The following is a 14,009-nucleotide window of genomic DNA, read 5'->3' as shown; positions in this document are numbered from 1 at the left end:
CCGCCAAACTTGCGCGGTAAATGCTGCCTGAGCAAGCAGCGGGCCGCGCGAGCGCGTCGGTCATTTGCTCGCGGCGCGCGAGCGTCCGGCCTCGCGGATGGCGTCCACGAGCGACTCCTCCACCGCCGTGCGCGCGGCGTCGTTGCGGCGGATGAGGCCAATGGGCTCGTCCGTGCCGGCGAACGGCATCGGCAGCGCTACCAGCAGGCCGAGCGCGATGTCGTGCTCGATCGCGCCGGCGGGCACGAACCAGACCGCGTCGTTGTGAAGCGCGAGCGAGCGCCCGAGCGACACCGACAGCGTTTCGACGAGCGCCGTGAGCGCGTGCGCGCCGAAGGCGGTCAGCATGCTTTCGGCGGATTGGCGGATGAGCGTGCCGAACGGCGGCACGACGATGGCAAAGCGCGCAAGCAGCGCCGGCGTGAGCGGCGTCTCGAATGCGAGCGGATGATCGCGCCGCACGGCCACCGCGAGCGGCTCCCGGTAGATTTGCTCGAAGGACAGCCCGTGCATGGCTTCCGGCTCCGACAAGCGCCCGACCACGAGATCGAGTTCGCCCGCCTTCAGACGGTCGAGCAGCGGCGCATTGGAGTCCGTCTGCACGCTCAGCGAGACGGCCGGCCACTGTTGCCGGAACGCAGCGAACGCGGGCGGCAGCAGCGCGTTCGCCACGGTCGGCAGCACGCCGATCGACACCACGCCCGGCACGTCGCCGCGCTCGCGCAGCAACATGTCGACGCCCTCGCGCAGCGACGCCACGCAGGCGCTCGCGTGCGGCGCGAAAAGCCGCCCCTCGCGCGTCGGCACCGCGCCGCGCCGCCCGCGCTCGAAGAGCCGCACGCCTAGAATGGATTCGAGTTCGCCGATCGTCTTCGACACGGCCGGCTGCGTGATCGACAGGCTGTCGGCCGCGCGCTGCACGCTGCCGAGCTGCGTGACGGCCAGGAAGCACTGCAAATGGCGAAACTTGACGCGCGTGTTGGTGAAGTCCGTATCCATGAAGAGCCGTTATGGTTCGACGCACAAAACGTCATTTTCCATAACTCGGTGCGTTCGTTAAAGTAGTCGCCAGAAATATCCTATTCACGTCACATCATCAGGAGACAGTGACATGACGTCCCCCATTCTCACGCCGCGCGACTGGGAATCGCATCCGCCGTATCTGTCGCCGGGCTACCGGTCGTCGGTGTCGCGCAGTCCTTCGCTGCCGCTCATCCCGCTCAAGGAAAACCTGCGCAATCGCCGCGTGCCCGTGTACGGCGCGGACGATCTCGGCACCTTCGACAACGACCTCACGCGCAATGCCGCCAAGAACGGCGAGCCGCTCGGCGAGCGCATCATCGTGACGGGCCGCGTGCTCGACGAAGGCGGGCGTCCCGTGCGCAACACGCTCGTCGAAGTGTGGCAGGCGAACGCCGCCGGACGCTACGTCCACAAGGCGGATCAGCACGACGCGCCGCTCGACCCGAACTTCCTCGGCGCGGGCCGCTGCCTGACCGACGACCAGGGCCGCTACCGCTTCATGACCATCAAGCCGGGCGCGTATCCGTGGGGCAACCATCCGAACGCATGGCGGCCGAACCACATTCACTTCTCGCTTTTCGGCGAATATTTCGGTTCGCGCCTCGTCACGCAGATGTACTTCCCGGGCGACCCGCTGCTCGAACTCGATCCGATCTTCCAGGGCATCCCGGAACACGCGCGGCATCGGCTGGTTTCGCGCTTTTCCATCGACACGACGCAGGAAAACTACGCGCTCGGCTACGAATTCGACATCGTGCTGCGCGGCCCGGACGAGACCCCGACGGAGTGACCATGACGACCCTCAAGCAAACGCCCTCGCAGACCGTCGGACCGTACTTCGCGTACGGCCTCGTGCCCGAGCAGTACAACTTCGACCTGAAGAGCCTCTTCACCGCATCGGCGGCGGACCGTGAAGTGCCGGGCGAACATATCGCCGTGGTCGGCAACGTGTTCGACGCAGAAGGCAAGCCGATTGGAGATGCGCTGATCGAAGTCGCGCAGGCCGACGCGAACGGCCGCTACATTCAAAGCGTGGAAGAAGCGCGTGAGTCGGGCTTTCGCGGCTTTGCGCGCGTCGGCACCGGCACGGACCCGAAGCTGCGCTTTATCGTCGATACGGTGAAGCCCGGCGCGACCGACGACGACTCCGCGCCGCACCTCGATGTGATCGTGCTGATGCGCGGCATGCTGCTGCACTCGTACACGCGCATCTACTTCGACGACGAAACGGACGCCAACGCGAAGGACACCGTGCTGCAAAGCGTGCCGGCCGAGCGCCGCCACACGCTGATCGCGAAGCGCGAGCCGGGCACGTCGTCGACGATCTACCGTTTCGATATCCACCTGCGCGGACCGAACGAGACCGTCTTCTTCGATCTGTGATCCGCTGCTGACCGCGCAAGCGGCAATAGAAGGCGTCCGGCACTGCGCTATAGTGTCGGACGCCTTTAGTTCTATCGTTTTCCCGCCATGACCGACGCCGCCACTCCCAGCCCGCTCTATGTGAAGCTCCTTGCCGAAACCGCGCAGATCAGCTGGTCGGAACTCGAACGCTTCTTCGCGAAAGGCGTGCTCATCTGGGTCAAACGCGATCTGGATCTCGTGAGTGTCGCCGAAGCGGTCGCCAGCGACGACACACGGCAAGTCACGCAATGGCTCTCAGCCGGACTCGTCGAGCGCGTGCAGGCGGACACGGCCGCCGATCTCGCCGCACGCGATCCCGAGTTGTGGGCCGTGGTCGTGTCGCCGTGGGTGTGCGTGCAGGAACGGGGCGACTGACCAAGCGCGCACCGAATCAAGCGCGAACCCAGTCGGTCCAGAGCACGACGAGAATCGTCATCAGCGCCGGGCCGATAAAGAGGCCGAGCAGCCCGAACGTCTCCGCGCCGCCCAGAATGCCGAATAGCACGAGCAGGAACGGCAACCGCGTCGAGCCGCCGATCAGCACCGGCCGCACGAAATGCTCCGAGACGAACACCACGACGAGGCCGAAGATCGCCACGCCCGCCGCCGCGACCATCGAGCCTTGCGCGAGCAGCCACAGCGCCGAGCCGAGAAAGACGATCGGCGCGCAGAACGGCAGCATCGCGGCAACGGCCGTCAGCATGCCGAGCAGCGTCGCGTGCGGCACGCCCGTCACGGCATAGGCGATCCCGAGCAGCGCGCCCTCGCCCAGCCCCACGACCACGAGTCCGACGACCGTGCTGCGCACCGAATCGGCCATGCGCTGCATGAGCGCCGCGCCGTCCGCGCCCAGCGCGCGCCGGGATCCCGCGATCAGTTGCTGGCCGAGCTTCGCGCCCGCCTGAAAGATGAAGAAGAGCGTCATCAGCATGAAGCCGAAGATCACGAACGCATGCACGACGCGCCCGCCGAAATGCCGGGTCATCGCCACGAACGTCGCGCCATGCAGGCTTTTCACAGCAGGCGACGATTCAAGCGGCGTCGCGAGATTGGCCTGCCACCAGTGCGCGACCTGCTGGCCGCCGGTCGGCAGCCGCTGGATGAACGCGGGCATCGGAATGCCAGTGCGCAGAATTCCTTGGAACCATTGCAGCATGTCATGCGCTTCGTCCGCCGTCTGCGCCGCGACAATGGCGAATGGCACGACGAAGAGCAAGCCGACCGCGAGCGTCAGCAGCACCGCGAGCAACGTGTGACGCTGCCGGAAAACGGGACGCCGCTCCAGCCAGCCGAGCGCGGGCCACAGCGCAATGGCGATCACGACCGCCCACACGACCGCGGGAATGAAGGTGCGCGCGGTATAGACCGCGACCAGCACGAGAACCGTATAGAGCACCGCCGATGCCGCGCGCTGCATCCTGCGCGTGCGATCGGCCGCTTCAGCCGCGTCGGGCGTGTTCTCGGTGCGCGAAGAAATCGCCATGAAAGGGAGCCTCTGAAGGAATCGACAATGAGCGAAAGCGATAGAGCCGCGAGCATTGTAAGCGCACGATTCGTTCCACTCCGCGCCAGCGATTGCTTCAACATTCTTTACAAAAGCGCGCTCAGTCGTCCCTATAATCGCGGCTCGGGCATTAACGCGGGAACTCGGAATGGTCGGCAGAGGCTTACTGGCGGTTGCAGCATGTGCTTCGCTCGCGCTGTTGACGGGCTGCGGGACCAAGCTGGACCGCTCGACGGAAGAGCGGCTGAACGCGCAATACGGCATCGCCATGCAGCAGGTGAACGGCGGCGTGGAGATGCGGCTTCCCGAAGTCGCGCTTTTCAATATCGACGAAGTCCAGATTCGCCGCGGCAGTCTGCCCGCGCTGGACCGCGCGGCGACGGTGCTCAAACGCAGCATGCGGCCCGTTCTGATCGAAGGCCACACCGACAACGACGGCACGCTCGCGTACAACAAGAGCCTCTCCGAAGCGCGCGCCGAAGCGGTCGCGCACGCGCTCATCGCGCGCGGCGTGCCGGCCGAGCGCCTCACGACGAAAGGCATGGCGTATCTGCGCCCCATTGCGAGCAACGACACGCCGCAAGGCCGCGCAATGAACCGGCGCGTCGAGATTCTCGTGCGGGCCGAGAGCGAGGACACGCTGCTCGGCCGCCCGCCGAAGAAGAAACGCTAGGCCGGCTGCGCTTCGAGCACGAGCAGTTGGGAACCGTCGGCGACCTGATCGCCGACATTGAAGAGAATCTCGCCGATTCTGCCCGCCGACGGCGCGACGATCGTGTGTTCCATCTTCATCGCTTCCATCACGATCAGCGGCGCGCCCTTCTCCACCAACGCGCCCGCCTCCACCAACACCGCTATCACCTTGCCCGGCATCGGCGCGGTCAGCCGCCCTTCGTGCTCCGCGTCGCCAGCGTGCGCCATCAGGTTCTTCCACTCGAACGCGAACATCGCGCCTTCGTAGAAGACGTGGAAGATGTCGCCGTCCGTGAAGACGTGGCCTTTGATGAGCGCATCGTCGAGCTGAACGGTGAATGACGTCTCGCCGCGATGCGACCAGTCGAAGCGTGCGGTTTTCTCGTCCCATTGCAGGCGCTTCTCACGGTCCTTCGTGAAGACGACCTTCAGCGCCTCGTCCGTGTCGACCGCGCGCCAGTTCAGATCCTGACTGTAGCCGCCCGCCATGCGCCAATGCGCGAGCGCATCCCAGGGCGATTGGCCGTGCGCTTCGCCGCCCTCGCGCGTGAGCAGCGCCGCGCACGCGAGCGCCAGCGCCTTGCCGCGCGACACCGGCGACGGCGCGAACAGCGTATCGCGATGACGCTCGATCAGACCCGTATCCAGCTCGCCTTGCGAGAACGGCTCACTTTTCACGATCCTTTGCAGGAACTCCACGTTCGTCTGCAAGCCGACGATCTCGCACTGTGCGAGCGCGCGGGCCATGCGAGCCAGCGCATCGCGGCGGTCGCGGCCATGCACGATCAGCTTCGCGATCATCGGATCGTAGAACGGCGTGATGGCGTCGCCTTCACGCACGCCGCTGTCGATACGCACGTCGCCATCGATGGTGAATTCGACCGCTTCCGGCAGCGCCAGATGCTTGAGCGTGCCCGTCGATGGCAAGAAGCCGCGCGACGGATTTTCCGCGTAAATGCGCGCTTCGATCGCGTGGCCGTTCACGCGGAGCTCGTCCTGCTTCAATGGCAACGGCTCGCCCGCCGCCACGCGCAGTTGCCATTCGACCAGATCGAGCCCCGTCACCATTTCCGTCACCGGATGCTCGACCTGAAGCCGCGTGTTCATCTCCATGAAGTAGAACTGGCCGTCCTGCGTCATGATGAACTCGACGGTGCCCGCGCCGACATAGTTCACGGCGCGCGCAGCGGCAACGGCGGCTTCGCCCATTGCGCGGCGCGTTTCATCGGAGAGGCCGGGCGCGGGCGCTTCTTCCAGCACCTTTTGATGACGCCGCTGCACGGAGCAATCGCGATCGAAGAGATACACCGCGTTGCCGTGCGTGTCCGCGAAGACCTGCACTTCGACATGTCGCGGACGCAGCAGATACTTTTCGATCAGCACGCGATCGTTGCCGAAGCTCGACGCCGCCTCGCGCTTGCACGACGCGAGCGCCTGCATGAAGTCCTCGCTACGCTCGACCACGCGCATGCCTTTGCCGCCGCCGCCCGCGCTCGCCTTGAGCAGCACCGGATAGCCGATGCGGTCCGCTTCGCGTTGAAGCAGCGCCGCGTCCTGATCGTCGCCGTGATAGCCGGGCACGAGCGGAACGGATGCGGACTGCATCAGCGCCTTCGCGGCGGCTTTCGAGCCCATCGCGCGAATCGCTTCCACCGGCGGTCCGATGAAAACGATCCCCGCCTCTTCACACGCGCTCGCGAACGATTCGTTCTCCGAAAGAAAGCCATAACCGGGGTGAACGGCTTGTGCGCCCGTTGCTTTCGCCGCCTCGACAATGCGCTCGATGCGCAAGTAGCTTTCCGATGCAGCCGAGCCGCCGACGTGCACCGCTTCGTCGCAGACATCGACGTGCTTCGCTTTTGAGTCCGCATCCGAATACACGGCGACGCTCGCCACGTTCAGGCGCTTCGCGGTCGCCGCGACGCGGCACGCAATCTCGCCGCGGTTGGCAATCAGTATCTTGTTGAACATGGGCATCAGGTCCGTGGGTTACATCCGGAACACGCCGAAGCGCGTGTCTTCAATGGGCGCGTTCATCGTCGCGGCGAGTCCGAGGCCGAGCACGTCGCGCGTCTGCGCCGGATCGATCACGCCGTCGTCCCACAGGCGCGCGCTCGCATAGTACGGATGCCCCTGCACCTCGTACTGCTCGCGTATCGGCGCCTTGAACGCTTCTTCGTCTTCCTTCGACCACGTGCCGCCCTTCTTTTCGATGCCATCGCGCCGCACGGTCGCAAGCACCGATGCGGCCTGCTCGCCGCCCATCACCGAAATGCGCGCGTTGGGCCACATCCACAGAAAGCGCGGCGAATATGCGCGACCGCACATGCCGTAGTTGCCCGCGCCGAACGACCCGCCGATGATGACCGTGAACTTCGGCACTTTCGCTGTCGCCACCGCCGTGACCATCTTCGCGCCGTTACGCGCAATGCCTTCGTTCTCGTACTTGCGCCCAACCATGAAGCCCGTGATGTTCTGCAGGAACACGAGCGGAATCTTGCGCTGGCAGCACAGTTCGATGAAATGCGCGCCTTTCAGCGCCGATTCGCTGAACAGAATGCCGTTGTTCGCGACGATGCCGACCGGATGCCCCCAGATATGCGCGAAGCCGCAGACGAGCGTGGTGCCGTAGCGCGCCTTGAACTCGTCGAAAGCGGAATCGTCGACGATGCGCGCGATCACTTCGCGCACATCGAAAGGCTTGCGCGTATCGACGGGAATCACGCCGTAGACGCTCTCTGCGTCATAACGCGGCGGCAGCGGTTCCTTGAGCGCGAGCGTCGGCAGTTTCACGCGATTCAGATTGCCGACGATGCTGCGCGCGATGCCGAGCGCATGCGCGTCGTTCTGCGCGAGGTGGTCGACGACGCCCGAGAGCCGCGTGTGAACATCGCCGCCGCCTAAGTCTTCCGCGCTGACTTCCTCGCCGGTCGCCGCTTTCACGAGCGGCGGGCCACCCAGAAAGATGGTGCCCTGATCTTTCACGATGATCGATTCGTCGCTCATCGCGGGCACATACGCGCCGCCCGCCGTGCACGATCCCATGACCACTGCGATCTGCGCGATGCCCTGCGCCGACATGTTCGCCTGGTTATAGAAGATGCGGCCGAAGTGATCGCGGTCGGGAAACACGTCGTCCTGATTCGGCAAGTTCGCCCCGCCGGAATCGACGAGATACACGCACGGCAAGCGGTTCTGCTCGGCGATTTCCTGCGCGCGCAGATGCTTCTTCACCGTGACCGGATAGTACGTGCCGCCTTTCACGGTCGCGTCGTTGCAGACGATCACGCACTCCTGCCCGGCAATGCGCCCAATGCCCGTGATGATGCCCGCGCCCGGCGCATCGTCGTTGTACATGCCGTAAGCCGCGAGCTGCGAGAGTTCGAGGAACGGCGTGCCGGGATCGAGCAACTGCGCGATGCGATCGCGCGGCAGCAGCTTGTTGCGCGACAGATGACGGTCGCGCGCCGCCTGCCCGCCGCCTTCGGTAATCTTCGCGACTTTCTCTTTGAGGTCCGCGACGAGTGCTTCGAGCGCGGCCGCATTGGTGCGGAAATCCTCGCCGCGCGGATTCAGTTTCGATTCGATGATGGTCATGACGCGCGCCCTTATGCCGTCTCTGCGAACAGTTCGCGCCCGATCAGCATGCGACGGATCTCGCTCGTGCCCGCGCCGATTTCATAGAGCTTCGCATCGCGCCAGAGACGCCCGACCGGATATTCGTTGATGTAGCCGTTGCCGCCGAGAATCTGAATCGCTTCGCCGGCCATCCACGTGGCTTTTTCGGCGGTATATAGAATGACGCCCGCGCAGTCCTTGCGCACGTCGCGCGCGTGGCCCGAGCCGAGCGTATCCAGCTGACGGCCCACCGCATACAGATACGCGCGGCACGCCTGCAGCGTCGTATAAAGATCCGCGACCTTGCCCTGAATCAGCTGAAATTCGCCGATGGCCTGCCCGAACTGCTTGCGATCGTGAATGTACGGCACGACCGCATCCATGCACGCGAGCATGATGCCGGTCGGGCCGCCGGCGAGCACGGCGCGCTCGTAGTCGAGGCCGCTCATCAGCACCTTCACGCCGCCGTTCAGCGCACCGAGCATGTTTTCCTTCGGCACCTCGACATTCTCGAACACGAGCTCGCCCGTATGTGAGCCGCGCATGCCGAGTTTGTCCAGCTTCTGCGCCACGGAGAAGCCCTTCATGCCCTTCTCGACGATGAACGCCGTGATGCCCTTCGCGCCCGCTTCGATATCCGTCTTCGCATACACGACGAGCGTGTCGCAGTCCGGGCCGTTGGTGATCCACATCTTCGTGCCATTGAGCACGTAGTGGTCGCCCTTTGCGTCGGCGCGCAACTTCATGCTGACGACGTCCGAGCCGGCGTTGGGCTCGCTCATCGCAAGCGCGCCAACATGCTCGCCCGACACGAGCTTCGGCAGATACTTGCGCTTCTGCGCTTCCGTGCCGTTGCGATGGATCTGGTTCACGCACAGGTTGGAATGCGCGCCGTACGACAGCCCGACCGACGCCGACGCGCGCGAAATCTCTTCCATCGCGACCATATGCGCGGTGTAGCCCATGTTCGCGCCGCCGTATTCCTCGGATACCGTCATGCCGAGCACGCCCAGGTCGCCGAACTTCTTCCACAGGTCCATCGGGAACTGATCGGTGCGGTCGATCTCGGCTGCACGCGGCGCGATTTCCTTCGACGCGAAGTTGGCGAGCGTGTCGCGCAGCATGTCGATGTCTTCGCCCAACGCGAAGTTCAGGCCCGGCACGGTGCTCATGAGTGTCTCCTCGATATGCAATGGGATCGGCCTGCCGAATCTGAGTCTCGCTCACAACGGCCATTACACCGAACGGTGGCTTATTTCACGCTCAATTCGGCTAGCCGTCAATAGGGTTTTGAGCTACGCTCACATTTGTCTCCGTGAATCTTCGGCACGATCATGTCCACGCAATCCAGCGCCACCGGCCGTCGCACGCCCGCCAGCGTCAAATCCCAGCAACGCGTGCGCGACATCCTGCAAGCAGGCCGCGACGTTTTCGCCGAAAAAGGCTACGACGCGGCCACCACCGCGGAAATCGCGCAGCGCGCGGGCATTTCGGAGGCGACCGTCTTCAGCTATTTCAGCGGCAAGCGCGCTTTATGTGCGCGCGTGATCGCGGACTGGTACGACGAAATCATCGATGCGTTCGAGAGCGGCCTGCCGCGCGAAGGCTCGATCCGGCAGCAGTTCGCGTTCATCGTGAGGACGCATTTGCGGCTGATGCTCGTGAACGGCACCGGCCTATGCTCGCTCGTGTTGTCCGAGGGCCGCACGAAACAGCACGATCTGTCGGATACGCTGACTGAATTGCAGCGCCGCTACACCGCGCCGCTGATGGACGTGCTCGCACGCGGCCAGGCGCTCGGTCACATACGCGCGGACGTGTCGCTGCGTCTTTTGCGCTCGCTCGTTTTCGGACCGATGGAACATGTGCTGTGGGACGCGACGCTGGCGAAGCGCCGGCTGAGTCAGGCTCAGATCGAAACGACGGCCGAGGAACTGGCCGACGTGCTATGGGCCGCGCTGCAACCGCCGAATGCGCAACTCGAGGCGCTCGCACGGTTCAGGCAGGATGTGGAGGATGCGTCGCGGCGGTTCGAGGAGAGCGGAAAAGAGTAACCTCACTCGGGTCATGCGTTCGCGCTCATCGGTATGCCGCTCGCACTGCGCCTTTCATCGAAATGCGTCAGACGCGTGTTGCCGTGTGGATACAGCAGGCGGTCCACCGCACCAATACCGTTGTGGTGGTATTCAGTTGTGCGGACGAGGCCATTCGGTTCCGTCAGGCGATCGATCATGCACTTGATTAGACTGTAGGACCGCCGTCCGTGACGACGAGCGTTGCCCCGCATGTCGTGCCGCTACCATGACGAGCAATTGGTCGGCCTTCGATAGTGCCGAGCCCGCCGTCAGTGATAACGCCCGGGCCATGCAGAGGGCAGGTTACGGAATCACCGACGCGAGCGGCGAGGCGGCCACGCACCGTAACGGAGCTGGCCGAGGTCACCGCGCCGCCGTGAGTGGTCGGAGTGCCCAAAGTTGCAATGAAATTCGGCATATTGCAGGCTTATAGAAATCACAGTTTGAAAATTCGGATTATTTCATCCCGACCACTTAATACCGCGACGTCTAGCGGCGTCTGCTCGAATTCGTTCTTTAGGTGCTTCTTTGCACCACATTTCAAGAGCAGTTTGATCGCTTCAACCTGTCCGGACATTGCGGCTTGGTGAAGGGGAGTGTTACCAAGATCACCTGGAACATCAATGTCTGCGCCGATTTCGATCAAGATTTTAATGTCTTCGATCGCACCGGTGCGCGCGGCAAGATGCAACAGCGTGTCATCAACAGCTCCCCGTTGATTTGGACTAAGGATTTGGATCCCGAGGAATTCGGGATGCGCTCCATACTTTTTCGCGAGGGATTCTAAGGCCTGAAGCTTTGAGGGCATTTTTGGGTGCAATCCTTCTTGTGTTGGCTCTTCAAGTTCCGCAAACGGTTGTTCCACGTAGAAAGCTTTTCGGCGTGTCGGCCAGGAAGCCATTTGCGATCCCATGATTCGTACATATCGATGCACTGTTCCGCATGGTCAATTTGCTTCGATAGTGTGGAGCATTCATTGCTACCAGGTGGCGGCGGTGTATCGCAGAACCGTTTCGCTCGCTCATATTCCGCCTGTCGTGCTCCGTCAGATGACGACGACGAAGGGATAAGCATCATTACACCTAGAGCGCCCAGCCCAATCAGTCCACCTAAAACTCCACCAATGGCCGTCCCCACCCCGGGCTCGACGGCAGTCCCGACTTCCGCTCCTATTTGAGCGCCATTCCAAACGGCAGCAGCAAGACCAAGTGCGTCTGTCGCTATCGAAGGCCTGTTTTCTGCATAGGCGTAAGTGTTCGTTCCACCGAGCAGTCCGATCGGATCTTGATTAACATACCGCCCTGCCTGTGCATCGTAATACCGGAACCGGTTGTAGTGCAGCCCGCTCTCCGCATCAAAGTATTGCCCCGGAAAGCGAATCGGATTGTCGACTTCCTGCTTGAGCACACGCCGCATCTTGCCATAGGCAGTGAAGTCGGCCGCCCACACCACTCGGCGCCGGTTGTCATAAAGCTCCTGCGGCGTGCCCAGATGGTCCGTCACGTAGTGATAGACCCTACCGCCCTCGAGCTTTGTTAGCGGCCCCGCGTGATTTGGGTGTGCCACATACGTCACCGGGTTTATATCTTGGAAGCCGCTGCCGACACGAATCTCCTGCACCATCCAGTCGCCGTCCCACACGAATAGCGTCGTCTGCGTCTTGCCACCCTTCGCCGTGTGATGCTTCGCCATCCGCCGCCCCAATGCATCGTATTCGTAGCGGCTGGTCGTGCCATCGTCGTGCTCGATGCTCGCCATTCTCGAAATCCACGATCACTTCCGAGCCCACGCGGGGCACCGCGATCGTCCCGTAGTTGTTGCCCGCCCACGGATACGACACCCGCACCCAGCACGACGACTTCTGGTTGCGCACGGGCGAGCGGTCCCAGTGGAACTTGAGCTTCACGCGGCCGTACTGGTCGGTCCAGATCTCGTGTCCTTCGGGACCGGTCACGATCGCCGTCTGCGGACCCGTGGTCCGCGGCTTGGGCACATCGCGCTCCGGGCGATAGACGATCGTCGCCGGCTGCACGAGAAAGGATGTGTGGATGTCGAACTGCCCCGAGCCGCTTGCCTCGTCGAGCTCCTTGGCCGTGAACGACGCCTCGATCACCAGGTACTCGCGGTTCGCCCTGGTCTGCGGATAGCCCTGCAGGTGGAAGGTCGTGCCGCACACCACATCCCGCAGCGGGCCGCTGCCGCGCATGCGCTCGCCCTGCGCACGCACTTGCTGCATGCGCAAACGCGCGACGTTCTCGCCGGTGCTCACGTCCTGATAATCGCCCGGCCACTCATAACGTTCGAGCGCGTTATGTACCGTGTCCTGCGGCAGCGCATTGTCGGCCGCGAGTTTCGCCTTGGGCGTCTTGAAGTTGAAATCGTTGGTGGTCCACTTGCCCGACTGGATGCTCGCGGCGGCCTGGAACGTGTCGATATATTCGCGGTCGATCTTGTGCCCCGGCGGGTAGTACGAGAGCGTCTGATACGCCTCGCTGTCGACCGGCTTGTGCGCGCCCAGTTGATCGACCAGCACCATCCGATGCACCTTCTTCGAGTGCTCGAAGAACCAGTAAATGCCGTGTTCCTGCATCAGGCGCTGAATGAACGCGAAGTCGGTTTCACCATATTGGACTTGATATTCCAGCGGCGAATAGCGCGCGCTCAGGCGCTTGTCCCACGAGTACAGGTACGCCGAGAGCACCTCATCGATGATCTCGACAACTGTCTTCGCCTGGAAAATCCGGTAATTGGACTGCTGATCTGCCAGGTGAACCCACGGCCGCACAATGACTTGATAGCGGCTTTGCCCGTTACGCTGCCCCACGAACCGCGCTTCGGTCACGATGCCGCTGATCTCGCGCGTGCCCGCGCCGATGTTGCCCAACCCGAGACTCGCCGTGCCCATGCCATCGAGCTGCACGGTGACGGTCAACTCCTGACCGACCATTTCGTTCAGATCGAAGTTGGCGGCCTCTTCGCTGAGCATCGGCAGATTGGCGGGCGTTAAAAAATCGAGCGTGTACGTATAAATCTTCGACAGATGCTCGTTGCCTTCGATGGCGACGAGGTGCAGCGCATCCTCGCCCGTGGGCAGCGTCGGCAACGCCGGGCCGCTCGCGGTGAGCGTGCGGTTGGTATCGAACTTGAACATTTCTTGTTGTCTTGCTTAAGCTGGGTGTTTCTCTTCAAATGGCCATTTCGTCTGGCGGGCAGGAGCGTGAGCCGCAAAGCGCCCCGCACCTGACCATCCGCCAGCAGGTAGCGAGCAACGAGGGAATCGCTACGTGCAGCTGAGCCGTGCCTTCGGACATCGATCGAATAGGTCCTCAGCGGCGAGCCGGTAGCAAACTGGCAGGCGGTTCGCTCGCCATTCGGCGCGAGGCTGAAGACCTTGCCGCGCTGTAGGCGAAATCCCGCAATGGCTAGGCGCCTGTGAGGCGCGGAAAATCGCCTTCGAAGTCCAACTGCATGAGGGCAGCCGTCAAGCAAAACGACGCGATCAGGCGTTTGACGCAGGCTCCGCCACCCGGCCTACTTGGATTCCTAACCGACGGGCGATCCAAAGACGAAGCTGCGCGAACGCAGACATCTTCTCGCTTATGCAGACTAGTTGCTGCCTGCACGCATCGAACGGCCGCGGATCCCTTCGGTGCCTAAACAAAACGTGACGCCGATGAGTCAACGGATGCCGA

At 63.3% G+C, this 14,009-nt stretch carries 14 protein-coding genes and 1 pseudogene; 5 read left to right on the top strand and 10 right to left on the bottom strand.

Annotation, left to right across the window (positions count from 1 at the left end):
• Nucleotides 1-60: 60 nt before the first annotated feature.
• The gene (gene pcaQ / locus GV035_RS07560) at nt 61-999 is read right to left on the bottom strand and encodes a pca operon transcription factor PcaQ (protein ID WP_159834335.1); all 939 of its coding nucleotides are present in this window, start codon (nt 997-999) and stop codon (nt 61-63) included.
• A 112-nt stretch (nt 1,000-1,111) separates the two neighbouring features.
• Between pcaQ and pcaH the strand changes: the two genes are divergently transcribed.
• The 3 genes from pcaH (at nt 1,112) to GV035_RS07545 (ending at nt 2,802) form a co-directional block, all read left to right on the top strand.
• Nucleotides 1,112-1,813 carry a protocatechuate 3,4-dioxygenase subunit beta gene (pcaH, locus tag GV035_RS07555; protein ID WP_159834334.1) on the top strand — a complete coding sequence of 234 codons (702 nt, stop codon included), beginning with the start codon at nt 1,112-1,114 and terminating at the stop codon, nt 1,811-1,813.
• A 2-nt stretch (nt 1,814-1,815) separates the two neighbouring features.
• Nucleotides 1,816-2,406 carry a protocatechuate 3,4-dioxygenase subunit alpha gene (gene pcaG / locus GV035_RS07550; protein WP_159834333.1) on the top strand — a complete coding sequence of 197 codons (591 nt, stop codon included), beginning with the start codon at nt 1,816-1,818 and terminating at the stop codon, nt 2,404-2,406.
• Nucleotides 2,407-2,493: 87 nt separating this feature from the next.
• Nucleotides 2,494-2,802, top strand: a complete 309-nt coding sequence (locus tag GV035_RS07545) for a DUF2288 domain-containing protein (RefSeq protein WP_159834332.1) — start codon at nt 2,494-2,496, stop codon at nt 2,800-2,802.
• A 16-nt stretch (nt 2,803-2,818) separates the two neighbouring features.
• Here GV035_RS07545 and GV035_RS07540 read toward each other — a convergent pair whose 3' ends face one another.
• The gene (locus tag GV035_RS07540; RefSeq protein WP_159834331.1) at nt 2,819-3,910 is read right to left on the bottom strand and encodes an AI-2E family transporter; all 1,092 of its coding nucleotides are present in this window, start codon (nt 3,908-3,910) and stop codon (nt 2,819-2,821) included.
• A gap of 169 nt (nt 3,911-4,079) precedes the next feature.
• Here GV035_RS07540 and GV035_RS07535 point away from each other — a divergent pair, with 169 nt between their 5' ends.
• Nucleotides 4,080-4,604 carry an OmpA family protein gene (locus GV035_RS07535; RefSeq protein WP_159834330.1) on the top strand — a complete coding sequence of 175 codons (525 nt, stop codon included), beginning with the start codon at nt 4,080-4,082 and terminating at the stop codon, nt 4,602-4,604.
• On the opposite strand, the gene GV035_RS07530 is transcribed toward GV035_RS07535, so the two are convergent.
• Genes GV035_RS07530 through GV035_RS07520 form a run of 3 tightly spaced genes read right to left on the bottom strand, consistent with a single transcriptional unit; the run spans nt 4,601 to nt 9,414 of the window.
• Nucleotides 4,601-6,595 carry an acetyl/propionyl/methylcrotonyl-CoA carboxylase subunit alpha gene (locus tag GV035_RS07530; protein ID WP_159834329.1) on the bottom strand — a complete coding sequence of 665 codons (1,995 nt, stop codon included), beginning with the start codon at nt 6,593-6,595 and terminating at the stop codon, nt 4,601-4,603. The genes GV035_RS07535 and GV035_RS07530 overlap by 4 nt on opposite strands.
• Before the next feature lie 18 nt (nt 6,596-6,613).
• Complete coding sequence (locus GV035_RS07525) at nt 6,614-8,221, bottom strand: carboxyl transferase domain-containing protein (protein ID WP_159834328.1); 1,608 nt, start codon at nt 8,219-8,221, stop codon at nt 6,614-6,616.
• 11 nt (nt 8,222-8,232) lie between these two features.
• A complete protein-coding gene (locus GV035_RS07520; protein WP_159834327.1) occupies nt 8,233-9,414 on the bottom strand; it encodes an isovaleryl-CoA dehydrogenase in 1,182 nt (393 codons plus the stop codon).
• Between the two features lie 162 nt (nt 9,415-9,576).
• On the opposite strand from GV035_RS07520, the gene GV035_RS07515 reads away from it, so the two are divergent.
• Nucleotides 9,577-10,296 (top strand): TetR/AcrR family transcriptional regulator, encoded by a 720-nt coding sequence (locus GV035_RS07515; RefSeq protein ID WP_159834326.1) that lies wholly within the window; start codon nt 9,577-9,579, stop codon nt 10,294-10,296.
• An 11-nt stretch (nt 10,297-10,307) separates the two neighbouring features.
• Here the strand turns inward: GV035_RS07515 and GV035_RS07510 are convergent, their stop codons facing one another.
• The 5 genes and pseudogenes from GV035_RS07510 to GV035_RS07490 form a co-directional block, all read right to left on the bottom strand.
• Nucleotides 10,308-10,475: a hypothetical protein gene (locus GV035_RS07510; RefSeq protein WP_159834325.1), complete on the bottom strand. Its 168-nt coding sequence runs from the start codon at nt 10,473-10,475 to the stop codon at nt 10,308-10,310.
• A gap of 8 nt (nt 10,476-10,483) precedes the next feature.
• Complete coding sequence (locus tag GV035_RS07505; RefSeq protein WP_159834324.1) at nt 10,484-10,735, bottom strand: PAAR domain-containing protein; 252 nt, start codon at nt 10,733-10,735, stop codon at nt 10,484-10,486.
• An 18-nt stretch (nt 10,736-10,753) separates the two neighbouring features.
• Complete coding sequence (locus GV035_RS07500; protein WP_159834323.1) at nt 10,754-11,125, bottom strand: ankyrin repeat domain-containing protein; 372 nt, start codon at nt 11,123-11,125, stop codon at nt 10,754-10,756.
• Nucleotides 11,101-11,820: an RHS repeat domain-containing protein gene (locus tag GV035_RS29710; RefSeq protein WP_159834322.1), complete on the bottom strand. Its 720-nt coding sequence runs from the start codon at nt 11,818-11,820 to the stop codon at nt 11,101-11,103. The genes GV035_RS07500 and GV035_RS29710 overlap by 25 nt, the downstream gene beginning before the upstream one ends.
• Nucleotides 11,821-12,067: 247 nt before the next feature.
• Nucleotides 12,068-13,468: pseudogene (locus tag GV035_RS07490) on the bottom strand (type VI secretion system Vgr family protein); the annotation flags it as partial.
• Nucleotides 13,469-14,009: the final 541 nt, after the last annotated feature.

The sequence above is a fragment of the Burkholderia sp. 8Y genome, from assembly GCF_902506145.1.
In the GTDB taxonomy this organism is placed as follows: Bacteria; Pseudomonadota; Gammaproteobacteria; order Burkholderiales; family Burkholderiaceae; genus Caballeronia.
The sequence above is the reverse complement of the archived record's forward strand: the minus strand, read 5'-3'. Positions and strand labels throughout refer to the sequence as shown.

Bases quoted from the DNA above. Each gene is read 5' to 3' on its own strand.
- pcaQ (WP_159834335.1), bottom strand. From the start codon at position 999: ATGGATACGGACTTCACCAACACGCGCGTCAAGTTTCGCCATTTGCAG.
- pcaH (WP_159834334.1), top strand. From the start codon at position 1,112: ATGACGTCCCCCATTCTCACGCCGCGCGACTGGGAATCGCATCCGCCG.
- pcaG (WP_159834333.1), top strand. From the start codon at position 1,816: ATGACGACCCTCAAGCAAACGCCCTCGCAGACCGTCGGACCGTACTTC.
- GV035_RS07545 (WP_159834332.1), top strand. From the start codon at position 2,494: ATGACCGACGCCGCCACTCCCAGCCCGCTCTATGTGAAGCTCCTTGCC.
- GV035_RS07540 (WP_159834331.1), bottom strand. From the start codon at position 3,910: ATGGCGATTTCTTCGCGCACCGAGAACACGCCCGACGCGGCTGAAGCG.
- GV035_RS07535 (WP_159834330.1), top strand. From the start codon at position 4,080: ATGGTCGGCAGAGGCTTACTGGCGGTTGCAGCATGTGCTTCGCTCGCG.
- GV035_RS07530 (WP_159834329.1), bottom strand. From the start codon at position 6,595: ATGTTCAACAAGATACTGATTGCCAACCGCGGCGAGATTGCGTGCCGC.
- GV035_RS07525 (WP_159834328.1), bottom strand. From the start codon at position 8,221: ATGACCATCATCGAATCGAAACTGAATCCGCGCGGCGAGGATTTCCGC.
- GV035_RS07520 (WP_159834327.1), bottom strand. From the start codon at position 9,414: ATGAGCACCGTGCCGGGCCTGAACTTCGCGTTGGGCGAAGACATCGAC.
- GV035_RS07515 (WP_159834326.1), top strand. From the start codon at position 9,577: ATGTCCACGCAATCCAGCGCCACCGGCCGTCGCACGCCCGCCAGCGTC.
- GV035_RS07510 (WP_159834325.1), bottom strand. From the start codon at position 10,475: ATGATCGATCGCCTGACGGAACCGAATGGCCTCGTCCGCACAACTGAA.
- GV035_RS07505 (WP_159834324.1), bottom strand. From the start codon at position 10,735: ATGCCGAATTTCATTGCAACTTTGGGCACTCCGACCACTCACGGCGGC.
- GV035_RS07500 (WP_159834323.1), bottom strand. From the start codon at position 11,125: ATGCCCTCAAAGCTTCAGGCCTTAGAATCCCTCGCGAAAAAGTATGGA.